Origin of the sequence: Microbispora sp. H11081 (assembly GCF_012999535.1) — a bacterium.
Classification (GTDB): Bacteria; Actinomycetota; Actinomycetes; order Streptosporangiales; family Streptosporangiaceae; genus Microbispora.
In genome coordinates, this window is the sequence record NZ_JABBWV010000001.1 from 289,784 (window position 1) to 314,401 (window position 24,618).

Consider the following 24,618-nt stretch of genomic DNA (forward strand, 5'->3'; position numbering starts at 1 on the left):
GGACTGTTCTGTCTAGTAGAGATGACATATATGCGAAACGAGCCCGAAGACCTCGCCGTGGGCGATTACGAACTGGAAGAGCGCCAGGCGCTCCGCCGCGTAGCGGGTCTGTCGACAGAGCTCGAAGACATCACCGAAGTCGAATACCGGCAGCTCCGGCTGGAGCGCGTCGTCCTGGTGGGCGTCTGGGCGGGCGGCACGGCCCTCGACGCGGACAACTCGCTGCAGGAGCTCAAGCTCCTGGCCGAGACCGCCGGCTCCCAGGTGCTGGAGGGTCTCATCCAGCGCCGTGACCGGCCCGACCCCGCCACCTACATCGGATCGGGCAAGGCGGTCGAGCTGCGCGACATCGTGGCCGCCGAAGGCGCCGACACCGTCATCTGCGACGGCGAGCTGACCCCCGGCCAGCTCCGCCAGCTCGAAGAGATCGTGAAGGTCAAGGTCATCGACCGGACCGCGCTGATCCTCGACATCTTCGCGCAGCACGCCAAGAGCCGCGAGGGCAAGGCGCAGGTCGAGCTGGCGCAGCTGCAGTACCTGCTGCCGCGCCTGCGAGGCTGGGGTGGCAACCTGTCGCGCCAGGTCGGCGGTCGCGCCGCGGGCGGCGTCGGCATCGGTGGCCGCGGCCCCGGTGAGACCAAGATCGAGCTGGACCGGCGGCGGATCCGCGAGCGGATGGCCAAGCTGCGGCGGCAGATCAAGGAGATGTCGACCGCCCGGCAGACCATGCGCCACCGCAGGCAGGCCCGCGAGGTGCCCAGCGTGGCGATCGCCGGATACACCAACGCCGGCAAGTCATCGCTGCTCAACCGGCTGACCGGCGCCGGCGTGCTGGTCGAGGACGCGTTGTTCGCGACCCTCGATCCCACCGTGCGCAAGACGCGCACGCCGGATGGCCGCCTGTTCACGCTGGCCGACACGGTCGGATTCGTACGGCACCTGCCCCACCAGCTCGTCGAGGCGTTCCGCTCGACGCTGGAGGAGGTGGCCGACGCCGACCTGATCCTCCACGTGGTGGACGGGTCGCACCCCGATCCGGAGTCGCAGATCGCGGCCGTCCGCGACGTGCTGTCCGACATCGAGGGCGCGCGGGACATCCCGGAGATCGTGGTCGTCAACAAGGCCGACGCCGCAGACCCGGTCGTGCTGACGCGGCTGACGATGAAGGAACGGCACAGCGTCGTCGTCTCCGCCCGCACCGGGTCCGGGATCGGCGAGCTGATGGCGATGATCGAGCGCGAGCTTCCCCGCCTCGACCACGAGGTCAGGATGCTGGTGCCGTACGACAGGGGCGACCTGATCGCGCGGGCGCACAGCGAGGGCGAGGTGCTGTCGCTGGAGCACACCGGTGACGGCACGATCCTGCACGCCCGGGTCTTCGCCGACCTGTTCGCGGAGCTGGACCGGGTGGCCAAGCCGGTCGAGACCGTCTGACTCCCGCTGTGGGCGGGCCACCTTCCGCGTGTCGGTGGCCCGTCAAGCGTGGCCCTTGCTACGATAAGGAAAGCCTAATGGGACCTTATTGTGTGGGTAACAACATGACTCCAGGCAGTGTGGTCACCCTCTCCCAGGCGTTCGCGGCTCCCGGGCCGACGTCGCCGATCTCGGTCTCGGCGCTGCGTGTGACGACAGATACGCGGCGATCCCCATGAGACCGCCGTGTGTTTCCAGCCCAAGCCTGTACATCCAGCCCACCCGTGAAATACCGTAACTGAACTGAATCGCCCGGGTTCGAGATCCCGGCGGTAGGGTCATCGCACAACATCGGTGCGCGCGATGAGGCAGGAGACCCCCCAATGACGTCCGGACGCGAAGCGGACCCGGCGGGCCAGGCGCCCGCAGACGGGGGCCGTTCGCCGTCCGCGGGTGTTCGGCAGGTGCCCGGATGACCGTTCGCCTTCTCACCAACATCGGCAGGCTCTGGACCGGCCACGATGTGTGCAGCAACGCCGCGATCCTGGTGCACAACGACCGGATCGCGTGGGTCGGCCGTGCCGCCGACCTCCCCGAGAGCGTTCCAGGAGTCGTGGACGACATCGTCGACGTCGACCACGTGGAGAATCTCGGCGGTGCGCTCGTCACGCCCGGCCTGATCGACGCGCACACCCACCCCGTCTACGCCGGCAACCGGTACGCCGAGATGGCGATGCGTTCCGGCGGGTCCAGCTCCTCCGCCATCGCCGCGGCGGGCGGCGGCATCGGCTCGACCGTCACCGTGACGCGCGGCACCGACCCCTGGACCCTGTGCAACGGCGTCCGTGAGCGGTTGCGCGAGTGGCTGCTCGGCGGCACGACGACCGTCGAGGCCAAGACCGGCTACCACCTGACCCGCGACGGCGAACTGGCCGACGTGCGGCTCCTGCGCGAGCTCGAGAAAGAGCCGATGATGCCGCGGGTCCACGTCACGTTCCTGGCGGCCCACGTGGTGCCGCCGGAATACTTCGGCCGCCAGCGCGACTACGTCGAGGCGGTGGCCTCCTGGTGCGCGGACGCCGCGGGCGCCGGGGCCGACAGCGTCGACGTCTACTGCGACGACGGCCACTTCACCGCGGAGGAGGCCCGCTGGGTGCTGGCCTCCGGCCGCAACGTCGGCCTGCTGCCGCGCATCCACGCCGGCGCCTACAACCGGCGCGGCGCCGTCCAGCTCGCGGCCGAGATGGGCTGCGCCTCCGCCGACCTGCTCCACCACGCCTCGGACGAGGACATCGCGATGATGGCGAGGTACGGCGTGCCCGCCGTCGTCTGCCCGGGCGCCGCCCTGCAGGTGGGCCACCTCCCGCCGGTGCGCCGGATGCTGGCCCAGGGCGTCCCCGTAGCGCTCGGCAGCGACCACAACCCCGGTCACTGCGGCATCACCTCGATGTCCCTGGTCATCAGCCTGGCGGTGGCGGCGTTCGGCATGAGCGTCGGAGACGCTCTGCGGGCCGCGACCCTCGGCGGCGCCCAGGTCCTCGGCGCTCCCGACCGCGGCATCCTCGCGCCCGGCCGTCTCGCCGACATCGTCCAGTGGGACGCCGACCACGAGGGCGCGTTCGCCTGGTCGTTCGGCCTCAAGCCGCGTCGCGTCTGGCGGGGTGGCGTCCCCGTCCAGTGAGGCCCAGGCCTCCCGTCCGGGGTGGTCGCGGGGCGCGCCAGGCGGGCGCCCGGGTTGACGAAAAGGTTGCCAGGCGATCACCACTGGGTAATCTCGCGGTATGTCGCCATCCGTCGCCGTCGTCACCGATTCCACGGCGTACCTCGGCGCCGAGGCGACCGGCAGGTGGAACATCGCCGTCGTACCGGTTCAGGTGCTCCTGGGGGATCGTCAACTCGACGATGTGACCCCGTTCGACGCCGGTCTTCTCACGCACGCTCTCAAGGACCGCTCGCCGATCGTCACGTCGCGTCCGGCCCCCGAGCGCTTCGCGGACGTCTATCGGCGGGCCGCGGCGGACGGCGCCTCCGCGATCGTGTCTGTGCACTTGTCCGGCGCGCTGTCCGGCACCGCCGACTCCGCGCGTCTGGCCGCGCGTGAGTCCCCCGTTCCGGTCGAGGTCGTCGACAGCGGGTCGGTGGCCATGGGGCTCGGCTTCGCCGTGCTCGCCGCCGCCCGGGCGGCCGAGGCGGGAGCACCGGCGGCCGAGGTGGCCGGTGTCGCCCGCGACCGGGCCGCCGCCACCAGCACGTTCTTCTACGTCGAGACGCTCGACTACCTGCGTCGCGGCGGCCGGATCGGCCGCGTGACCAACCTCCTGGGGTCGGCGCTGTCGATCAAGCCGCTGCTGAGCGTGGCGGACGGCGAGATCGGCGTGCTGGAGAAGGTCCGCACCGCAGGCCGCGCCCTGGCCCGCCTGGAGGACCTGGCCGTCGAGGCGGCAGGGAACCGGCCGGTCGACGTCGCCGTGCAGCATCTGATGGCGGCCGAGCGGGCCGAGACGCTCACGAAGGAGCTGACGGCGCGGGTGCCCAGGCTCGTCCGGCTGTGGGTGGCCGAGATAGGCCCGGTGCTCGGCGCCCACGTCGGCCCCGGCATGCTCGGGGTCACCGTGGCACCCGTGGACTGATCCTCCCGAGGCCGCGCCCGGTCCCTGCGCGCGGTCGAGGTTCGGGGTTGTCCACAGAACCGCGTTCGGGAGCGAATGAGCCCCTGGCGGGCGCCTACCGTCCTCGGCGTGCGAAGCAAGGAGTCTCGCGGGGCCGCGCGCGGTGTCGTCGTCGGCGAGTCCCGCCTGCGCGGGCTGCTGCGACCTTTCGATCCCGTGCCCCCGTCCGTCCGCCTGCGGTCGACGCCGGCCCCGCCAGGGCCGCCGCCGTCGTTCGGCGCGCCCCACGTCGTCCGTACGGAGCCCTACGTGCCGGATCACCCGCAGGAGGCGGCCGGTCCGCGCCGGTGGGAGCCCCAGGGCCCGGCAGAGGAGTTCACCGGCGAGTGGGACGGCCGCGCCGACGCCCCGCACCGGGAGGGCGCCCCGGTGATGCCGGAGGTGTTCACCGAGGAGTACGAGGATCGGGCGGGGGAGCCGGAGGCGTCCGCGCGTGACCTGCGAACGCTGGGACGGGCGGCGCTGGAACGGGCGGCGCTGGGACGGGCGGCGCTGGGGCGGGCGTCTGTCGGCCGCGCGCTGCCACGGCTGGATCCGGGCATGCCCGGGGTGCGACTGCTGTCGGCCGCAGGCGTCCTGGCTGTGATCGTCACCGGGATACTGGTCTGGCGGTCGAGGCCGGTGGCCGAGCCGATCGCCCCGCCGGTCCCGGCCGCCGCGGTCCGCGATCTCCCTATGACCGCCGCCACCGCAGCCACCGCCGATCCCGACGCCGTTGCCAGGGCCGTTCCGGGGGCCGGCCCGGGGGCCGGTGCGACGGCCTATGTCGCGGGTGCCGGCACGGCCGCTGCCGCCACACCCGGCTCACCCGCGCGGGTCGTCGTGTACGTCACGGGCAAGGTCCGCGACCCCGGGGTGTACGTCCTCGTGGCGGGCTCGCGGGTCGCGGACGCGATCGAGGCCGCGGGCGGGCTCAGGAAGGGCGCGAAGCCGGGTGGCGTCAACCTGGCCCGGCGCCTGACCGACGGAGAGCAGATCGTGGCCGGAAGCCCGGCGACGGCCGGACCGGGCTCCTCCTCGGGGGCCACCCCCGGCACGCCAGGAGCGGGGGTGGTGAGCCTCAACACCGCCACGGCGGAGCAGTTCGACGCGTTGCCAGGGATCGGTGCCGTGCTCGCGCAGCGGATCGTCGACTACCGCGACGCCCACGGGGGCTTCCAGAGCGTCGACCAACTGAAGGAGGTTCCCGGCATCGGAGACAGCAAGTTCGCCGAGATGCGCGACAAGGTCACCCTGTGATCGCCGCAGGCCGGTCCGGCGGCGGTCCCGAGGACGGGCGGGCCGACCCGGCCGGATCCGCCGGATCCGCCGGATCCGCGGGACAGGCCGGACAGGTCGCACGGGTCGGTTCGGCGGCGCTGGCCGCTCCGGCCGTGGCCGCCTGGCTCACGGCACTCGTGGTGCTGGGCTGCCCCGCCGGGGCCGGAGGAGTCGTGGCGCTTGCAGCCGCCGTGGCGGGCGTCGTCACGTGGGCGGTGACGAGGCGGGCGCCGCACCGCGACGCGGGACGGGACGGGGACGGCGACGCGGAGTGGGACGGGGACGGCGAGGCGGGCTCGCGTGCCGAGCGGGAGGCCGCCGGCGGCCTCGCCGGTCCGGAGGGAACGCCGGGGGCCGCCGCCAGGGTCGCGACGGCGGTGCTCGCGGCCGTGGCCGTGACGGCGGCGGTCACCGCGTTCACGGTTCTCACGGTGACCACCGGGCCTGTGCCGGACCTGGCACGCCGCCACGCCATGGTGACCGCCGAGGCCGAGATCAGCGACGACCCGCGCATCCGGCCGCACCAGGGCGGGGTGGCCCGGCGGGACACCGCTGTCGTCCGGGCCAGGTTGCTGCTCGTGTCGGCCGCCCGGGAGCGATACGCCGTGGACGTGCCCGCCGTGCTGCTCGGCCCCGCGGAAGGATGGCGTCCGCTGCTGCCCAGCCAGCGGATCCGGGTGCGGGGACGGCTGAGCCCGGCGGAGGGCGGTGAGCCGGTCGCGGCGGTGCTGCTCGTCCGAGGGCCGCCCCAGCCGATCGGCGCGCCCTCGGCCCTGCAGCGTGCCGCGGGAGCGTTGCGCGCGGGTCTGCGGGAGGCGAGCGACGTGCTGCCCGACGACCAGCGCGGGCTGCTGCCCGGCCTGGTGGTCGGCGACGTGTCGCGCCTGGACGAGGAGGTGCGGCTCGACCTGGCGACGGCGGGGCTCGGTCATCTCACCGCCGTGTCCGGCACCAACCTCGCGATCGTGGCCGGAGCCGTGCTGGTGCTCGGGCGCTTCGCCGGCCTGCCCCTGGTTCTCAGGGCCGTCTTCGCGGTCGTCGCGATGATCGCGTTTTCGGTCGTCGCGAGACCGTCGCCGAGCGTGCTGCGCGCTCTCGTCATGGGAACGGTCGCGGCAGTGGCCCTCGGCACGGGCCGCGCCAGGGACGGCGTGGCGGCCCTGTCGGCGACCGTGCTCGGACTGGTCGTGTTCGATCCCGGGCTATCCCGGCAGTGGGGCTTCGCGCTGTCGGTGTTCGCGACCGGCGGCATCCTGGTGCTCGCGCCCCGGTGGCGTGACCGCCTGACGGCGCGCCGGGTGCCCCGCCTGCTCGCCGAGGCCCTGGCCGTGACCGCCGCGGCGCAGGCGGCGGTCACGCCCCTGCTGGTGCTGATGTCAGGACGCCTCGATCTTGCCGCGATCCCGGCCAACCTGCTCGCGGAGCCTGCGGTGGCGCCCGCGACCGTGCTGGGGTTCGGGGCCGCCGTGGTCGCCCCGGTGAGCATGGACCTGGCCCGGTTGCTGGTGCGTCCCGCCGGGTGGGCCGTCGGCTGGATCATCACCGTGGCACAGCGGGCCGCGGACCTTCCGTTCGCCTCGGCGCCGTGGCTCGGAGGAGTGGCGGGCCTCGCCGCGCTCGCGGCGGCGGTCGTCGCCGGCTGGTTCGTCCTGCGGCGCAGGACGCGCAGGCGTCTGGCGGCGGCGCTCGCGGCCGGCGCCCTGCTCGCCGCGCTTGTCGCGGTGCCGGTGGTGTCGCCCTGGCCGCCGCCGGGATGGCTCATGGTCGTCTGCGACGTCGGCCAGGGCGACGCGATGGCGCTGGCGGCCGGTCCCGGGCGGGCGGTGGTGGTCGACGCCGGGCCGAGCCCGGGCCCCACAGACCGGTGTCTGCGCGCTCTCGGAGTGCGGCAGGTGCCGCTCGTCGTCCTCACCCACCCTCACCTCGACCACGTCGGCGGACTGCCGGGGGTGCTGCGCGACCGCGCGGTGGGGGCGGTGGTCGTGAGCCCTGGCCGCGTCCCGGAGGGCGAGGCCGGCCGCGTCTCCGGCCGGCTCAGGGCGGCCGGGATCCCGGAGTGGCAGGCCGTCCCTGGGATGCGATGGCGGTTCGGGCCGAGCGAGATCACCGTGCTCGCCCCCGAGGCCGGCGCGCAGGCGCGTGGCCGGGGTGAGGGATCGACGGCGAACAACGCCAGCGTCGTGCTGCTGGTCCGCTGGCGCACGCGGCCCGGTGGAGCGGCGGGCCCGGACGGGACGCCCATCGGCGCGGCCCTGCTCGCCGGGGACCTGGAGACCGAGGCGCAGGAGGCCATGGTGCGGCGCGGCCTGCCACGGGTCGATCTGCTGAAGGTTCCCCACCACGGGTCGCCGAGACAGGCCCCGGCCTTCCTCGCCGGCACGGGCGCGCGGGCCGCCCTGATCAGCGTCGGGGCGGTCAACGACTACGGGCATCCCGCTCCGCCGACGCTGCGGCGCCTGCACTGGCTCGGCATGCGGCCCTACCGCACAGACCTGTCGGGGGACATCGCCGTCGTCGCCGTCCACGACCGCCTCGCCGTGGTCGTACGGGGCAGACGGGCACAGTCCGGATGAGGAGGCCGGACAGGCGGGCGAACCGGCGCGACCGCCCGTGCCACCATGACGGCGGAGAAGAGCGTGCCGCCGTTCAAGCAGGACGGGCCCTGCCTCGCGCGGCCTGGTGGGCGGATGTGCCGCGGGCGCGTGAGCGTGGCATGCTGCGGGACATGGCGAATCCAGCACCCGTGACCCTGGTCGTCGGCGACGAGGAGTTCCTGGCCGACCGCGCCGTGGGCTCCATCGTGGCGGCGGTCCGCGCCGAGGACCCGGGGGCGGAGCTGTACGACCTCCAGGGAGGCAAGGTGCAGCCGGGAGAGCTGACCGGACTCGCCTCCCCCTCGTTGTTCGGCGACCGATCGATCATCGTGATCCGGGGTGCGCAGGACCTCTCGAAGGACGTCGTCGCCGAGGTCGTCAAATATTGCGCCCACCCGCCCGACGACACGGTGCTCGTGCTGGCCCACCCCGGCGGCGTCAAGGGGAAGGCCCTGGTGGACGGCGTGAAGAAGGCGGGCGCCGACGTCGTCACGCTCGCCAAGCCGACCAAGGCGGGAGAGCGGCTCGACTTCATCAAGGCCGAGGTCCGCGGGCACGGCCGTTCGATCTCACCGTCCGCGGCCCAGGCGCTGCTCGACGCCGTAGGCAGCGATCTTCGCGAACTGGCGGCCGCCTGCGGCCAGCTCGCCTTCGACACCGAGGGCAAGAACATCGACGACGCGGCGGTCGCGAGGTACTACCGGGGGCGCGCCGAGGTCAGCGGCTTCACGATCGCCGACCTGGCGATCGAGGGCCGGTTGGGCGAGGCGCTGGAACAGGTCCGGTGGGCCCTCGCCACGGGTGTGGCGCCTGTGCTGATCGTCAGCGCGCTGGCGGGGGGGCTGCGCTCACTGGCCAAGGTGGGCGGGGCGCCCCGCAACCTGCGCGGCGGCCAGCTCGCGAGTCACGTGGGCATGCCGCCATGGAAGATCGACCGGGTCAAGCGCCAGCTCGGCGGCTGGGGGCCGGAGGGCATCTCCGCCGCTATGCAGGCCGTGGCCGCCACCGACGAGCAGGTCAAGGGTGGCGGCACCGATCCGGCGTACGCGCTGGAGAAGGCGATCCACACGATCGTGGCCAGCCGCGGCACCCGCTGAGCCGCGCCGCGACCGGCCCGGGTGCGGGCGGGGTTCCCCGGGTGCCCGCGGTGGCCTTCGTCGTCCGGCGCCGGGCAGCGGCGCTGTAGCGGCGGGTACGCGAAAACGCCGCATCTCCCCACGAGGGAGATGCGGCGTGCGCCAGGCGAGTGTTACTTGGCGGCCTGCAGGCTGGCGGCGCGCTTGGCGATCGCCGACTTGCGGTTGGCGGCCTGGTTCTTGTGAATGACGCCCTTGCTGACGGCCTTGTCGAGCTGCCGGGACGCGGCCTGGAGCGCGACGAGGGCGTCGTCCACGTTGCCCTGGTCGGCGGCCTCGCGGAACTTGCGGACCGCGGTCTTCAGGGACGACTTGACGGCCTTGTTGCGCAGCCGGTGCTTCTCGTTCTGCCGGTTGCGCTTGATCTGGGACTTGATGTTCGCCACGAAGAAAGCCTCGAGATGTTAAGTCTTGGTCGGATGGGGCGCGCGGGCTCGTGAGAGGGCGCGCCACACGCAGTTGGACAGGATACCAACAGCCCGGGCCGCCGCTCAAATCCGCGACGGCAGGACCGCCCCGCTCATGCTATCGCGACGCGAGCGCCGCGGTCCGCACACCAGCCATCCCGCCCTGCGATTCGGCCGCCCCTCCGGGGCCGCCGCGCACCCAGGCGCTCTCGTATTCCTTCCAGTCCTGCTCCGTGGCCGCGAAGTCGACGTACAACGCGAGGCCGAACTCGGTGCGGGGGCCGTGGTCGCTGAGCGCGAGCCGGGCGCCGTCCGCGGCGGCCTCGACGCTCTCGGCCCAGTCGCCCCACCAGACGCCGTGGTCGTGGTACGCCGGAGCCCCGATGAGCAGGGTCTTGTCCTCGGGCACCAGGTCGAGGGCGAGCGCGGCCTGCCGTCTGACGTAGCCGCCGTACAGAGAGGTGAGCGGCGTCCACGAGTCGTACGTCATGATCGCCACCTGGTCGGTGAGGGCCACCACCCGGCGGAAGTAGTCCGGCGTCCAGTACTTGTCGTGGCCGATGGCCAGCGCGGTGGGGGCGCGCAGGGCGGGCAGCGGCTCGATCTGCTGTGTGGCGACCGACAGCGGCCGGGCGCCGATGGCCGCCCGCGTCTCACTCAGGACGCTGAGGAACGGCCCGTCCCCGTCGTCGACGGGCTCGAAGTCGTAGTGGATCCCGTCGAACCCGAGGTTGGCGAGGTCGCGGGCCCCGGCGACGACCCGCGCCCGGGTGGCCGTGTCGGCCAGGCTCAGGTGGGGCTTGCCGTTGTCGTTGACCGTCTGGCCGAGCCAGGCGGACACGCGGACTCCGGGCACGTTCTCCCGCCACCATTTCAGGAAATTTCTGGCATTGGGGTAGCGATCGGGGGGCAAGGTCCCGTCGTACTCGAACGGCCCGCTGTGGACGTACACGTCCCTGATGCCGCTCGCGCGCAGGCGTACGGCGAGGGCGCGCACGTCGGCCTCGGTGCGGCGGCCGTCCACCCACGCGTGGCCCATCCACAGGGCGTCGTGGCCGGTCGTCCTGGCCCAGCCGGCGGGCGTACCGGCGTACTGGAGGCGCAGCGCGGCGGCGCCGGCCAGCCCGAGCGCGAGCGGAACGGCCACGACGGCGGCGGCCAGGCGTATAACTCGTCTGGTGGTCAAGGCAAGCACCCGGACATGCCACCATGGAGGGTGGCTGGTTCGCCAGCCTCGGGAGGGCCCGCCGAGCGAGACGAGGAGGCCCGATCGACCAGCAGTCATCCAACTTGTCGAAACGGACCCCGGTGCGCACTCAGCCTGGCCACACCGACCCCGCGTTGATCCGCAACTTCTGCATCATCGCGCACATCGACCATGGCAAGTCGACCCTCGCCGACCGCATGCTGCAGATCACCGGTGTGGTGGACGACAGGTCGATGCGTGCGCAGTATCTCGACCGCATGGACATCGAGCGGGAGCGCGGCATCACCATCAAGTCGCAGGCCGTGCGGCTTCCATGGAACGGCCACGTCCTCAACATGATCGACACGCCGGGCCACGTGGACTTCACCTACGAGGTGTCCCGGTCCCTTGAGGCGTGCGAGGGCGCGATCCTGCTCGTGGACGCCGCCCAGGGCATCGAGGCGCAGACGCTGGCCAACCTCTACCTGGCCATGAACGCCGACCTCCACATCATCCCGGTGCTCAACAAGATCGACCTGCCCGCCGCGCAGCCGGACAAGTACGCCGAGGAGCTCGCGGGCCTGATCGGCTGCGAGCCCGGCGACGTGCTGCGGGTGTCGGGCAAGACCGGCGTTGGCGTCAGGGAGCTGCTCGACCACGTCGTGGCGCACATTCCGCCGCCGGTGGGGAACGCCGACGTCCCCTCCCGGGCGCTGATCTTCGACTCGGTGTACGACACCTACCGGGGCGTCGTGACTTACGTCAGGGTCGTGGACGGGCACCTGTCCAAGCGCGAGCGCGTGCTGATGATGTCCACGGGCGCCCAGCACGAACTGCTGGAGATCGGCGTAATCTCGCCCGAGCCCATGCCGTCCGACCGCGGGCTCGGCGTCGGCGAGGTGGGCTACCTGATCACCGGCGTGAAGGACGTGCGCCAGTCCCGCGTCGGCGACACGGTGACGAACGCCGCCAAGCCCGCCGCGGAGGCCCTGGGCGGCTACGACCATCCCAAGCCGATGGTCTACTCCGGGCTCTATCCGATCGACGGCGACGACTATCCCGAGCTGCGCGAGGCCCTCGACAAGCTGCGGCTGAACGACGCCGCCCTCGTGTACGAGCCGGAGACCTCGGCGGCCCTCGGCTTCGGCTTCCGCTGCGGCTTCCTCGGCCTGCTGCACATGGAGATCGTGCGTGAGCGGCTGGAGCGCGAGTTCAACCTGTCGCTGATCTCGACCTCGCCCAACGTCATCTACCGGGTGATCATGGAGGACGGCCGGGAGCACGTCGTCACCAACCCGTCGGAGTTCCCGGCCGGCAAGATCGGGCAGATCTTCGAGCCGATGGTGAAGGCGACGGTGCTCGCGCCGTCCGAGTTCATCGGCGCGATCATGGAGCTCTGCCAGGGCCGCCGCGGGCAGTTGCAGGGCATGGACTACCTGTCGGAGGACCGGGTCGAGATCCGCTACACGCTCCCGCTCGGCGAGATCATCTTCGACTTCTTCGACCAGCTCAAGTCGAAGACCCGAGGGTACGCCTCGCTCGACTACGAGCCGTCGGGGGAGCAGGAGGCCGACCTGGTCAAGGTGGACATCCTGCTGCAGGGCGAGACCGTGGACGCGTTCAGCGCGATCGTCCACCGCGACAAGGCGTACGCCTACGGGGTGGAGATGGCCAAGAAGCTCAAGGAGCTCATCCCGAGGCAGCAGTTCGAGGTGCCCATCCAGGCCGCGATCGGCGCCCGGGTCATCGCCCGCGAGAACATCCGCGCCATCCGCAAGGACGTCCTCGCCAAGTGCTACGGCGGCGACATCAGCCGTAAGCGCAAGCTGCTGGAGAAGCAGAAGGAGGGCAAGAAGCGGATGAAGATGGTCGGCCGGGTGGAGGTCCCCCAGGAGGCCTTCGTCGCCGCGCTCTCCTCCGAGTCGCCGGACAAGAACAAGAAGTAGGCCTGTCCGGATTGACCACAACTTAATGGTGTGGCGCCTAAACCTGACGATCGATTAACGTTTGGGCATGCGCATCCTCTCTGTGAACGTGGGCCGGGCCGTCGACGCCGAGTGGGCCGGAGACCTCCGGCGTACCGCCATCGACAAGCGGAGGGCCGAGGGCCGCGTCGCCGTGCACGACAACGGCCTGGACGGCGACGAGCGCGCCGACGTGGCCAACCACGGTCACCCCGACCAGGCGGTCTACGCGTACGCGCGGGAGGACTACGACTGGTGGGAGCTCCACATGGGCCGTGACCTGCGTGACGGCCAGTTCGGGGAGAACCTGACGACGTCCGGGGCCGACGTGAGCGGCGCGCTGCTCGGCGAGCGGTGGCGGGTGGGCACGGCCGTCCTGGAGGTCACCTACCCCCGCATCCCGTGCGTGGTGTTCCGCAACTGGCTGGACGAGCGCGGCTGGGTGAAGCGTTTCACCGAGGCCGGCCGCCCCGGGGCGTACTTCCGTGTCGTCGAGCGGGGCGAGTTGGGCGCGGGCGACGGGATCGAGGTGCTCGACCGGCCCTCGGACGGCGTGACGATCGCCGAGGCGTTCCGCGCCTACCACGGTGACGCGGACCTGATGCGGCGGGTCCTCGCGGTCCCCGGCCGCAGCGGCAAGTGGGACAGGGTCGCCGAGCGCGTGCTCGGCAGCCGCACCGGCGTGACCACCTCCTGACCCACTGGGCGGAAGGGCGGGCATCCTTCCGCACAGTGGGCTGGCCTCCGCCCGGCGGCTCAGCGCAGGACGGAGTAGAGGGCGGTGGTGAGGGAGGCCTTGGCGTCGTCCTGGTCGAGGGACCAGAGCATGGAGCCGCCGAGGCCCTTCAGCCGGATGTAGGCGGCCTTCTGGAGCATGACGGCGGGGTCGTCGTAGGACCAGAACTCGTTGCCGTCGTAGAGCCACAGGGTGCCGGTGAGCAGGTCGCGGTAGCGCTTGCCCGGCTTGCCGGCGAGGTTCTTGTAGTCCTCGGTGCCGGCGGCCCAGGTGCCTGGGGCGGGGCCGGTGGCGGTGGCGTACAGGCCGTTGCCGGGAGAGGTCACTCCGGTCCAGCCCTGGCCGTAGGCGGGGACGCCGATGACGAGTTTACGTGCGGGGGCGCCGCGGCCGGTGTAGTCGCGTACGGTCTGGTCGACGCTGTATTTCACGTCGTTGGGGTCGCGGCGGTCGGTGAGCAGGTTGGCCTGGTGGCCGGTGCGGTTCTCCCAGGTGCCGTGCAGGTCGTAACCCTGGACGGTGGCGAAGTCGAGCTGGTCGAACACCTTGCGGACCTCGAAGCCGGCGTCGATCTTCGCAGCGGCGGCGGGGAGGAAGGCGCTGAGCAGGGACCGCCGGTCGTAGGCCTTCATCTGGCGGCGGAGTTCGACCAGGAACAGGGTGAAGTTCCGCTTGTCCTCTGGGCGGATGACGTTGCCGTCGTTGCCGGACGAGCCGGGCCACTCCCAGTCGAGGTCGATGCCGTCGAAGACGCCGGCGGCGGCGCCGGGGGGCAGGCCGGGCAGGTCGCCCTTGAGCCACAGGCCGACGCAGGAGGCGGCGAGCGTGGCGCGGGACTCGGGGGTGAGGACGGCGTCGGAGAAGTACTTCGAGCCGGTCCAGCCGCCGAGGGAGATGAGGACCTTGAGGTCCGGGTGGCGGGCCTTGAGCTTCTTGAGCTGGCCGAGGTTGCCCTTGAGCGGCGTGTCGTCGGTGTCGGCGACGCCGTCGACGCTCTGCTCGGCGGGTACGGGACGCTGCCAGTCGGCCCAGGGGTCGGCGGAGTAGCAGGTGCCCTCCTGGCCGACGAACCCGAAGGCGTAGTTGAGGTGGGTCAGCTTCCCGGCCGCACCACTGGCGTCCACGTCCTTCACGTGGAAGTTCCGCCCGTAGATGCCCCACTGGATGAAGTAGGCCACACGCTTGTAGCGGTCTGCGCCGCCCGTGGTGGCCTGGGCCGCCGCCGACGGCGCCAGTGTGGCCGCCAGGGCGGCGGCGACCGCCACGGCGAGGATCCTTCTCACGAGCACGCAGGCCTCCCGAAGGCTTTTTATAGGAAAGTTTCCTGTAAATTGCCGCGATCGTAGATCTGGGTGATCGGGGCGTCAATGGGCGCGGCGGCGACGCCGCGGGGAGGACCACGCGACCGGTGCTCCAGACTTACCTACCGAGGTTGTCTGGAAGGGGCGACGACCTGTTCCTTTGTCCAAGTTGCCAGTGTTCCGATTGTGGTGGACGGCCAAAGTCGGGCGGGAAAACGGGGTCCTACGCTGTGTCTCACTCACCAGCGAGGTGTGAAGATCCCCCTGTAGTCGGAGGTAGCACGATGACCCGATTCAGTGCTGATGGTCGTGCAGCACTCGATCCCAACGCCGGTGGGGGGATCGGCCGGAGATCAGTGCTCGGCCTGCTCGGGCTCACCACGGCCGCGCTCGGCATGCCCGCCCTGCTGACGGCATGCGGCAGCGAGGCCACTCCGGCCGGTTCCGGGCCGGCGCCGGCTCCGGAGAGCCTGCGCTGGGTGCTCGGGCAGAACGTCGCCACTCTCGACGTGGCGAAGTCGGCGGGCGCCCCCATCCCGCTGCTCGCGCTGTCGCACGAGACCCTGGTGCGGCTGGACGAGAACCTGAGCATCGTCCCGGTCCTCGCGGAGTCGTGGGAGCAGCCCACCCCCACCAAGCTCGTGTACAAACTGCGGCAGGGGGTCAAGTTCTGGGACGGCACCCCGCTCACCGCGGAGGACGTCGCGTACTCGATCACCCGGCACCTCGACCCCAAGGTAGGGTCGCCGATCGCGTCCCTGCTCTCCAACTTCAAGTCGGTGGACGTCACCTCCCCGACCGAGCTGACCATCACCCTGTCGCGTCCCGACCCGGCCGCGAAGTACCTGACCGCGAGGTGCGCGGTCACCCCGAAGGCGTACTCGGAGCGGCTCGGCGACCAGCTCGGCGTCTCGGGCCCCGAAGTGAAGACCATGGGCACCGGCCCGTACGTGGTCAAGAAGTTCGACTCCGCCACCGGGATCGAGTACGCGGCGAACCCGTCCTACTGGGGCGACAAGCCGCGCTACAGCTCGGTCGTCATCGACTTCGTCGCCGACGCCAACGCGCGTCAGCTCGCCGTCCGCAGCGGCAAGGTCGCCGGCACCATGGATGTCCCGGTCGTCGCGATCGAGGACTGGCGGCGGCTGCCCAAGACCAAGATCACCTCATCTCCGCCGCTGATGTCGGCCTTCCTGGCGCTCAACGTCAACCGCGCGCCGTTCGACGACATCCACGTCCGGCGCGCCCTCGCCCACGCGGTCGACCGGGCCGGCTTCGTCAAGGCGTTCCTGCACGGAGAGGGAGCGCCGGCGCGCGCCGTGCCGCCGCCGGCCCAGTGGGCGAACCTCGCGGACGACGCGAAGGTGCAGCAGGTGTACGACTCCCTGCCCGCCTACGACTACGACATCGAGAAGGCGAAGGCGGAGCTGGCCAAGTCGGCACACGCGGGCGGCTTCTCGGCCACCGTGCGGTTCCCCGACGCCAACCCGCATCTCGGGAAGGCCCTGGTGAGCCTGGCGCAGACCGTCCGCCCCCTCGGGATCGAGCTGAAGGTCCAGGAGGCGCCGATGACGGACTGGCGCTCGCAGCTGATGGGCCACGAGCACGACATGAACATCATGATCCTGCGGCCCAACTATCCGGACCCGGCCGACTACCTCAACCTGCTGCTCCCGAGCAACGCCGCGGCCAAGGGCCAGTACAACATCGCGGAGTACCGCGGCGAGGGCATCGACAAGATGCTGGCCGCCCAGGCCGCCGCCGACGGCGAGGAGCGGATCGAGGCCCTCACCGCGCTGCTCACGCGGGTCAACGAGGACCTGCCGTACATCCCGCTGTGGTGGGAGGCGTCGTCGATGGCCCTCTCCGAGGACTTCTCGTACGAGGGCTACTCGACCCTCTACTACGACCAGCAGTGGGCCGACAGAGTGAGGCCGCAGGTATGACGAATGGTCGTCGTGCGCTCCGGTACGGCGGTGCGCGGTGAAGGCCATCGCGGGCTACGTGGCGTCCCGGCTCGCGCTGATGGCCGGCCTGCTCCTCGTGGTGTCGTTCGTGGTCTTCTCGCTCACCTACCTGGCGCCGGGGGATCCGCTGGACGCGATCGCGGGCAACTTCCCCCGGACGCCCGAGGTCACCGCCGCGCTCACCGCGCAGTACGGCCTGGACCGCCCGTTCCACGAGCAGTACCTCTCGTGGCTGGGCCGCGCCGTGCGGATGGATCTCGGTGAGTCCATCATGACCCGGCAGCCGGTGCTGGTGGAGATCGCCGACCGGATGGAGATCACCCTCTTCCTCAGCGCGTACGCCTTCGTGCTCGCCGTGGCGGTGGGGATCCCGCTGGCGGTCCTCGCCGCGACCCGCCCCCGGACGGTCTGGGACCGCCTGGCCGTCACCGTCTCGGTGTTCGGGGTGAGCGCGCCCGCGTTCGTCACCGGGCTCGTGCTGCTGTACCTGTTCGGCGTCCGCTGGCCGGTGTTCCCCGTGTACGCCGCCGGCGAAGGCTTCGCGGAGCGGGTGACCCACACGACCCTGCCCGCGATCGCGCTGGCGTTCATGGCTCTCGGGCTGATCGTGAAGTTCACCCGCTCGGCCCTGCTGACGGTGCTCGACCAGGACTACATCACCTTCGCGCGGGCCCGTGGGGTGCCGCCGCGCCGGGTGCTGCTCAGGTACGGCCTGCGCAACGCGCTGGTCCCGGTGATCACGGCTCTGGGGCTCGTCCTGATCGGGATGCTCTCCGGCAGCGTGCTTATCGAGCAGACCTTCTCGCTGCCGGGCGTGGGCGGGCGGATGGTCGAGGCGGTGACGTCGACGGACATTCCCATGATCCAGGGCATGGCGCTGCTCATCGCCGCGACCGTCGTGGTGATCAGTCTGCTGGTGGACCTCGCGTACTTCGCTGTAAGCCCCGACCTTCGACGGAGGTTCCGCTCGTGACCGTGCCGCAGACTCGCCGCCGCCTGCGCGGCGGGCGGATCCCGCTGCTGGTGCTGGGCGCGATCGCAGTGGTGCTCGGCGGCTTCGTCATGGCCGTCTTCGGCAGCGTTCTGGCGCCGCACGACCCCTACGCCGACAGCCTCCAGAGCACCCTCCTGAGCCCCTCGTCCACGTACTGGCTCGGCACCGACGACGCGGGGCGGGACGTGCTGTCCCGGGTGATGGTCGGCGCCAGGCTCGCGGTGCTCGGGCCGGTCGTGGTGGTGATCGTGTCGGCCCTGGTCGGCACCCTCTTCGGGCTACTGGCCGGCTACCACGGCGGCGTCGTGGACTCGGTGGTCATGCGGATCACCGACCTGCTCTCCTCGCTGCCCGCCCTGCTGGTCGCCGTGGTGCTCACCGGGGCGCTGGGAGGGGGATACGCGGTCGCGGTGGCGGTCACCTGCCTGCTGACGATCGCGGTCGACATGCGCGTGGTGCGAGGCGCCGCGCTCGAGGTGCGGCAGAAGGCGTACGTCGCCGCCGCGATGACGCTGGGCCTCGGCAGGTGGCGGGTGATGTTCGTGCACATCCTGCCCAACGTGGTGGGCCTGGTGGTGGCGAACATCTTCCTGAACCTCGCGCACGTCCTGGTGGTGCTCGCCGCCCTGTCCTTCCTGGGCCTGGGCATCCCGCCCGGCGCCGCCGACTGGGGACGCATGCTGTCCGAGAACATCGCGCTGCTGCAGAGCCAGCCCCTGGCGGCCATCGCCCCCGGCGCCGCGCTGGTCCTCTTCGCGGTCTCCATGAACCTGGTCGGCGACTGGGTGTTCGACACCATCAGCAATCGGGAGCGGTCATGACTGTGGCGATGCCGGATTCGGGACGAGCCCCGGCGGAAGTCCGGGGCGAGTCGCTGCTGGAGGTCACCGGTCTGCGCGTCGGCGTCGGGAGCGACCCGGCGGAGCGGCCGCTGCTGCGCGGCGTCGACCTGCGGGTCGCCCGGGGCGAGGCGGTCGGTCTCGTCGGCGAGTCGGGCAGCGGGAAGTCGATGCTCGCCCGGTCGGTGGTGCAGTTGCTCCCGCGCGGGCTGTCGATGGACGGCTCGATCACCTACCGGGGACGTGAACTGGTGGGCGCCAGGGGATCGGCGCTGCGCGCCCTGCGCGGCCGGGAGATCTCGCTGATCTTCCAGGACCCGTTCACCATGCTGAACCCCACGATGACGTGCGGTGACCAGGTGATCGAACTGGTCCGCGACGAGAACGGCAAGCGCCTCACCCGCGAACGCCGCCGCGAGGAGGTGGAGCGGCGGCTGCGCGAGGTGGGCATCAGGGACGCCTCGGTCGCCGACGCCTACCCTGGCGAGCTGTCCGGGGGCATGCGGCAGAGAGTCGGCATCGCCGCGGCGCTGGCGCTCGACCCGAACCTCGTCATCGCCGACGAGCCGTCGACGGCCCTGGACGTGACGACGCAACGCGAGATCCTCCGTCTGCTGCGCGGGCTTCAGCGCTCCCGGGGCATGGGGCTCATCCTGATCACCCACGACCTGCGGCTGGCGTTCTCGATGTGCGACCGGCTGGCGGTGATGTACGCCGGGGCGGTCGTCGAGGTGGGAGAGGCCCGCGACGTGGCCGAGCGGCCGATGCATCCGTACACGATGGGCCTGATCAGCTCCGAGCCCCCGGCCGACCGCCGCCTGGTGCGGATGGGCGCGATCCCCGGTACGGCGGCCCGCGCCGACGAGCACCCCGCCGACTGCGCCTTCGCGCCGCGCTGCGCCTGGGCGAGCGACCGGTGCGGCGCCGAGCTTCCGCTGCTGACGCTCGCGGGGCCGGAACGCTCGGTGGCCTGCCTGCGGGTCGACGAGCTGACCGTCGAGCTGGAACGTGCCCGTACGCGCATGCGCGACGCGGCGTCCGTCGAGGCCGGGCCGCCGGCCGGCGGGGAGTCGCTGGTGCGGGTGCGCGGGCTCCGCAAGGTCTACGGCTCCGCGCGGCGGCAGGTCGTCGCGCTCGACGGCGTGGACGTCGACATCCACGCCGGGGAGTCCGTCGGCATCGTCGGCGAGTCCGGCAGCGGCAAGAGCACGCTCGCCAAGTGCCTGCTCGGGCTGGAGACCGCCGACGCCGGATCGGTCGTCCTCGACGGGATCGACGTCTCCGACTACGCCCGCCTGAACCGGCGGGACCTGGCCGCCGCCCGGCGCACGGTGCAGATGGTCTTCCAGGACCCGCAGTCCACGCTCAACCCCTCGCTGTCGATCGGGGCCGTCCTCGCGGAGGCCGTCCGCGCCGGCGGGGTGAACGACGGCGTGCAGGATCGCGTGGCGGCGCTGATGGACCAGGTCGGGCTGCCGCGCACGCTCGCCGGGCGCAAGCCACGGGCGCTGTCCGGCGGGCAGCGCCAGCGGGTCGCCATCGCCCGGGCGCTGGCCGTCAACCCCAAGCTCGTGGTGTGCGACGAGGCGGTCTCCGCGCTCGACGTCTCGGTGCAGGCGCAGATCCTCAACCTGCTCAACGAGCTGCGCTCCGAGCTGGGCATCTCGATCGTCTTCATCACCCACGACCTCGCCGTGGTCCGCCAGGTGACCGACCGCGTGTACGTGATGCGGAACGGCGCGGTGGTCGAGGGCGGATCCACCGCGGACGTCCTGGACCGTCCGTCCCACGAGTACACGCGGCTGCTGCTGTCCGCCGCGCCGAGCCTGTCGGAGGACTGGCTCGGCCTGTCCGAGGAGGCGAGTGCCTGAATGAGCACCGAGGTCGAGGAGCTGATCCGGGCTCACGAGGATCGCATGGTCGCGGACCTGCGGGAGGCGGCCGGGATCCGGTCGATCTCGTCATCCGGAGATCCGCAACTGCGGGACATGGCCGAGTGGATCGCCGCCCGCCTCGGCGGCCTTCTCGACCAGGTGGCCCTGGTCCCGGTGCCGGGCGCGCCCGAGGCGGTGCTCGGGCGCGCGTCCGGGCGAGGGGACCGGTGCGTTCTCCTCTACTCCCACTACGACGTCCAGCCGACCGAGCCGGACGACCGGTGGCGGCACGACCCCTTCGGGGGCGTGATCGAAGGCGGCCATCTCTACGGCCGGGGCGTCGTCGACGACAAGGCGGACATCCTCGCCCGCATCCACGCCCTGGAGATCTGGCGGGCGCTCGGCAGGGAACTCCCGTGCGACCTGGTCTGGCTGAGCGAGGGAGCCGAGGAGATCGGCAGCCCCGGTCTCGCGGAGTTCACCCGCGAGCATCTGGCCGGGCTCGGCATCGACGCGTGCCTGTGGGAGTCGTACCTGCGGGGGGAGGACGGCGAGCCCGAGCTCGTCTTCGGGTGCCGTGGCCTGGTGTACGTCGAGCTGCGGCTGCGCACGCTCGGCGCCGACCAGCACTCGTCCTTCGCGACCTTCCTGCGTTCCGCGACGGCCGAGATGGCGCGCGCGCTCGCGAGCCTGACCGACGAGACCGGGCGATGCGTGATCCCCGGTTTCCACGACGGCATCACGCCCCCGGAGCCCAGGGCGCTCGAACTGATCGAGCGGGCGCCGCTGCCTTCGCTGTCGGCGGCCACCGCCGGGGACGTATCCCCGCTCCTGCCGGGGGACGAGCGCGAGCTGCGCCGCCGGTTCGCCCTGGAGCCCACCTGCAACATCGCGGGCATCAGCGGCGGGTTCACCGGGCCGGGAGTGCAGACCGTCCTCGCGAGCGAGGCGACGGCGAGACTCGACTTCCGCCTCGTCCCCGGCCAGGACCCCGCCCGCGTGGTCCGGCTGCTGCGCGAACACCTCGCCAGACAGGGATACGGGGACATCACCGTACGGGAGATGGGTCTCGTCCCGCCCCACCAGAGCAGGCTCGACTTCCCGCTGGCCGAGGCCGTCAGGCGGGCCGCGAGCGAGGTGACGGGGCATGAGCCGGTGGTCCGGCCGATCATCCCGGGCACCGGCCCGTTCGCGTTCATCGCCGGTGAGCTCGGGGTGCCCGCGCTGTGCCCGCCGGGCGCCTTCCGCATGTCCAGCATGGTCCACGCGCCGAACGAGAACCTGTCCATCGCGGACTACTTCGACGCCGTACGGTTCAACGTGCGGCTGCTCGAACTGCTCTGATCCGGCGCGTCCCGGACGCGGGTGGCGGCGTCAGCCCAGGTCGCCGCCACCCCTGTGCGGGCAGGTCCGCGCCAGGAAGCTGCGGTCGAGGTCCGCGACGTCGGCGCAGCCCAGGAGTTCGAGGGTGTTCCTGATCTCGCCGGTGAGCAGGCGGAGCACCGCGCTGACGCCGTGCCGGCCGTCCGCGGCGAGACCGTAGAGCCAGGGGCGGCCGATCAGCACCGCGCGTGCCCCCAGGGCGAGAGCCTTGACCACGTCGGCTCCGCGCCGTACGCCGCCGTCGATCAGCACCTCGGTCGAGGTCCCCGCGAGCGCGTCGACGACGCCCGGGAGGGCCTCGACGGTCGCCTGGACACCGTCGAGCTGGCGGCCGCCGTGGTTGGAGACCACAACGGCGGCGGCGCCGAGCTCGTGCGCCCGCCGCGCGTCCGCGGGCGTCATGACGCCCTTGACCGCGACAGGGCCGCCCCACTGCTCCTGGATCCACTCCAGGTCGTCCCAGGTCTGGTTGCGGTTGAACAGGTGGCCGAACCAGCCGGCGACCCCGAGCGCCCCGGTCTTCGGCACCGCGCCGAGCCCGGAGATCGTGCCCAGGCGGATGCCGGGTCCCTGCCGGAACCGCCACGCCCAGCCGAGGTGACCCGCCACGTCCAGGGCGTTGCGCATGTTCACCTTCGGCGGGACGGTCATGCCGTTGCGCAGGTCGCGTTCCCGGATGCCGGCGGTCGGCGTGTCCACGGTGAACAGCAGTGCCCTGGCGCCGGCCTCGCGGGCCTGGGCGATGACCTCCGCGGTCAGCGCGCGGTCCTTCCAGGCGTAGAGCTGGAACCACAGCGGCCCGTCGGCGTGCTTCACCACCTCCGCGGCGGAGAAGCTCGACGTGGTGCTCATGGTGAACGCCGTGCCGTGTTCGTACGCGGCGGCGGCGGCGCCGAGTTCGGCGCTGGGGTGCACGAGCGCGGGCATGCCGGTCGGGCCCAGCACGACGGGGACGGACAGCGGGGTGCCGAGCACGGTCGTCTCCAGCCGGAGCTCCGACACGTCCACCAGGACCCTGGGCGCGAACCTGACGTCGGCGTACGCGCTCAGGTTCGCGCGGGCGCTCACCTCGTCTCCCGCGCCGCCGTCGACGAAGTCGAAGACCATCCGGGGCAGCGCCGCCCGGGCGGCCGCGCGCGCGTCGTGGAGGTTCGTCCACCGATCGGACGTTCTGGGCAACTTTGTGCTCCTGTCTTGCAACTGGATAATGCGGGTGTCACGGGCGCCGAGGGACAAGACGCGTCCCGTGCCGGCCTCCGAGGTAACGTCCGTCGCGCGCGACGACTCGGCCTGCGAGCATCACCCAGGCGATTCCTTCGGGGAATCGTATGGGGTCGCCGAAAGTGGCGGTGTCCTGGACCGCGGCGGGGTCGAAGGCGACGAGGTCCGCCACCATGCCCTGACGCACCGATCCCCTATCGGCCAGGCCGAACGCGGCGGCGGGCAGCGACGTCATGCGGCGCACCGCGTCCTCGATGGTCAGCAGGCCCTCGTGGCGCACGTACCGCGACAGCACCCGGGGGAACGTGCCGAACTGGCGGGGATGGGGCAGGCCGCGCGCCCCGGGCGGGAGGCCGTCGGAGCCGATCATCGTCTGGGGGTGGGCGAGAGCCGTACGCAGATCGCTCTCGCACATGGAGTGGATGACCATGCTGATCCGCAGGTGCTCGGTCAGCAGCAGGTGAAGCAGGGCGTCGGCGGGGTCCAGCGACAGTTCCTCGGCGATGCGCCGCAGGGACTTGCCGTCGTGCTCGCCCCGCATGGAGGAGGCGATGACGACGTTCTCCCAGCCGGAGCCGTACGCGAGGTTCTCCCAGTCGTCGCCCTCCCGCGCCAGGTCGGCCCGCAGGCGCCGCACCACCTCAGGATCCCGGAGACGGCGCATGACCTGCTCGGTGCTGCCGTCACGGACCCACGGCGGCAGCAACGCGGTCAGCACGGTGCTCCCGGCGGTGTAGGGGTAGACGTCGTGGCGGATGTCGTGGCCCTGCCGGCGGGCCTCGTCGATCCTGGCCAGGAGCTCGGGCATCGCGCCCCAGTAGGGGCGGCCCGCCACCTTCAGGTGGGAGATGTGCACGGGGCGGCCGGTGTCCCTGGCGACGGCCAGGGCCTCCTCCACGCTGCGCCGGACCTGGCGGCCCTCGCCGCGGATGTGGGTGGCGTAGACGCCGTCCTCGGGGAGCAGGGCCGCCAGCTCCGTCAGTTCCTCCGGAGAGGCGAACATGCCGGGGTCGTAGATCAGCCCCGAGGAGAGCCCGAATGCGCCCGCGTCGAGAGCTTCCCTGAGCAGGTCGCCCATCGCGGCCAGCTCCTGCCGGCCCGACCGGAGCGCGGAGCGCCCCGCCGTGCCCACCCTGAGCGCGTGGTGCCCGACCAGGGGCGCGATGTTGGTCACGTACCCGAACTCGTCGGCGAGGCCGAGGAGCTCGGCGAAGGAGGGGCTGCTCGGGGTGCCGGGCGGAAAGAAGCGGGCGACGAGCTCCGCGAGCTCCTCGCGGTGGGTGGGGAGCGCGGGGCTCAGGCTGAACCCGCAGTTGCCGACCACCTCCGTGGTCACGCCCTGGAGGATCTTCGAGGTGTCCGGGTCGTCCAGGAAGGGGGCGTTGTCCGCGTGCGAGTGCACGTCGATGAAGCCGGGAGCCACGACCATCCCCGAGGCGTCCAGCACCTCGAAGGGCTCGTGCGGCACCGACCCGGGTGTCTCGACACCGGCGATCAGGCTCTCCTCCACCACGACGTCCGCGGGGAAAGAGGGACGGCCGTAGCCGTCGAGAACCACGGCACCGGTGATCAGCACGGGTCGGTTCACGCATCCTCCAGGGGGTGCCGGCCGCGACAGGGCCGGTTGAGAACGGCGGCGTCGATCGCCGCGGACGCGACAACGTTAGGAAGGGC

General features: G+C 72.0%; 18 protein-coding genes. 13 read left to right on the top strand and 5 right to left on the bottom strand.

The annotated features are described in order from the left end of the window. The first annotated feature begins 30 nt into the window (after positions 1–30). The 6 genes from hflX to holA all read left to right on the top strand — a co-directional run bounded on the left by hflX (position 31) and on the right by holA (position 9,033). The gene (gene hflX, locus HHX31_RS01200) at positions 31–1,434 is read left to right on the top strand and encodes a GTPase HflX (protein ID WP_249345325.1); all 1,404 of its coding nucleotides are present in this window, start codon (positions 31–33) and stop codon (positions 1,432–1,434) included. 451 nt (positions 1,435–1,885) lie between these two features. Next, positions 1,886–3,094, top strand: a complete 1,209-nt coding sequence (hutI, locus tag HHX31_RS01205; protein WP_169944221.1) for an imidazolonepropionase — start codon at positions 1,886–1,888, stop codon at positions 3,092–3,094. A 100-nt stretch (positions 3,095–3,194) separates the two neighbouring features. Next, positions 3,195–4,043, top strand: coding sequence for a DegV family protein (locus HHX31_RS01210; protein ID WP_169944223.1), 849 nt, complete (start codon positions 3,195–3,197; stop codon positions 4,041–4,043). Between the two features lie 108 nt (positions 4,044–4,151). Further along, on the top strand, positions 4,152–5,321 hold the full coding sequence (locus HHX31_RS35485; protein WP_211589142.1) for a ComEA family DNA-binding protein: 1,170 nt from the start codon (positions 4,152–4,154) through the stop codon (positions 5,319–5,321). Continuing rightward, positions 5,318–7,915 (top strand): ComEC/Rec2 family competence protein, encoded by a 2,598-nt coding sequence (locus tag HHX31_RS01220; protein ID WP_311931084.1) that lies wholly within the window; start codon positions 5,318–5,320, stop codon positions 7,913–7,915. The genes HHX31_RS35485 and HHX31_RS01220 overlap by 4 nt, the downstream gene beginning before the upstream one ends. Before the next feature lie 152 nt (positions 7,916–8,067). Continuing rightward, positions 8,068–9,033: a DNA polymerase III subunit delta gene (holA, locus tag HHX31_RS01225; protein WP_211589143.1), complete on the top strand. Its 966-nt coding sequence runs from the start codon at positions 8,068–8,070 to the stop codon at positions 9,031–9,033. 152 nt (positions 9,034–9,185) lie between these two features. Here holA and rpsT read toward each other — a convergent pair whose 3' ends face one another. Together rpsT and HHX31_RS01235 are read right to left on the bottom strand one after the other, a co-directional pair. After that, positions 9,186–9,458, bottom strand: coding sequence for a 30S ribosomal protein S20 (rpsT, locus tag HHX31_RS01230; protein ID WP_169944227.1), 273 nt, complete (start codon positions 9,456–9,458; stop codon positions 9,186–9,188). A gap of 139 nt (positions 9,459–9,597) precedes the next feature. Next, positions 9,598–10,674: a hypothetical protein gene (locus HHX31_RS01235; RefSeq protein ID WP_396709534.1), complete on the bottom strand. Its 1,077-nt coding sequence runs from the start codon at positions 10,672–10,674 to the stop codon at positions 9,598–9,600. A gap of 113 nt (positions 10,675–10,787) precedes the next feature. Between HHX31_RS01235 and lepA the strand changes: the two genes are divergently transcribed. Both lepA and HHX31_RS01245 read left to right on the top strand, forming a co-directional pair. Then, positions 10,788–12,611, top strand: coding sequence for a translation elongation factor 4 (gene lepA, locus HHX31_RS01240; RefSeq protein WP_311931089.1), 1,824 nt, complete (start codon positions 10,788–10,790; stop codon positions 12,609–12,611). A gap of 67 nt (positions 12,612–12,678) precedes the next feature. Further along, on the top strand, positions 12,679–13,326 hold the full coding sequence (locus tag HHX31_RS01245) for an MOSC domain-containing protein (RefSeq protein ID WP_169944230.1): 648 nt from the start codon (positions 12,679–12,681) through the stop codon (positions 13,324–13,326). 59 nt (positions 13,327–13,385) lie between these two features. Here the strand turns inward: HHX31_RS01245 and HHX31_RS01250 are convergent, their stop codons facing one another. Further along, positions 13,386–14,654 (bottom strand): glycoside hydrolase family 18 protein, encoded by a 1,269-nt coding sequence (locus HHX31_RS01250; protein ID WP_169944231.1) that lies wholly within the window; start codon positions 14,652–14,654, stop codon positions 13,386–13,388. A gap of 296 nt (positions 14,655–14,950) precedes the next feature. On the opposite strand from HHX31_RS01250, the gene HHX31_RS01255 reads away from it, so the two are divergent. From HHX31_RS01255 to HHX31_RS01275, 5 genes are read left to right on the top strand one after another with little or no spacing between them, the layout of a single operon-like run. Then, a complete protein-coding gene (locus HHX31_RS01255; RefSeq protein ID WP_169944233.1) occupies positions 14,951–16,612 on the top strand; it encodes an ABC transporter substrate-binding protein in 1,662 nt (553 codons plus the stop codon). A 37-nt stretch (positions 16,613–16,649) separates the two neighbouring features. Further along, positions 16,650–17,606: an ABC transporter permease gene (locus HHX31_RS01260; RefSeq protein WP_211589145.1), complete on the top strand. Its 957-nt coding sequence runs from the start codon at positions 16,650–16,652 to the stop codon at positions 17,604–17,606. Beyond that, positions 17,603–18,448, top strand: coding sequence for an ABC transporter permease (locus tag HHX31_RS33995; protein ID WP_211589146.1), 846 nt, complete (start codon positions 17,603–17,605; stop codon positions 18,446–18,448). The genes HHX31_RS01260 and HHX31_RS33995 overlap by 4 nt, the downstream gene beginning before the upstream one ends. Next, positions 18,445–20,337, top strand: a complete 1,893-nt coding sequence (locus HHX31_RS01270) for an ABC transporter ATP-binding protein (RefSeq protein WP_249345328.1) — start codon at positions 18,445–18,447, stop codon at positions 20,335–20,337. Before HHX31_RS33995 ends, HHX31_RS01270 begins: the two co-directional genes overlap by 4 nt. After that, entirely contained in the window at positions 20,338–21,684 is a 1,347-nt protein-coding gene (locus HHX31_RS01275) for a M20/M25/M40 family metallo-hydrolase (protein ID WP_169944234.1), read from the top strand. 30 nt (positions 21,685–21,714) lie between these two features. On the opposite strand, the gene HHX31_RS01280 is transcribed toward HHX31_RS01275, so the two are convergent. Continuing rightward, positions 21,715–22,902 carry an alpha-hydroxy acid oxidase gene (locus HHX31_RS01280; RefSeq protein WP_169944235.1) on the bottom strand — a complete coding sequence of 396 codons (1,188 nt, stop codon included), beginning with the start codon at positions 22,900–22,902 and terminating at the stop codon, positions 21,715–21,717. 37 nt (positions 22,903–22,939) lie between these two features. After that, positions 22,940–24,532, bottom strand: coding sequence for an amidohydrolase family protein (locus HHX31_RS01285; protein WP_169944237.1), 1,593 nt, complete (start codon positions 24,530–24,532; stop codon positions 22,940–22,942). Between the last annotated feature and the right edge of the window lie 86 nt (positions 24,533–24,618).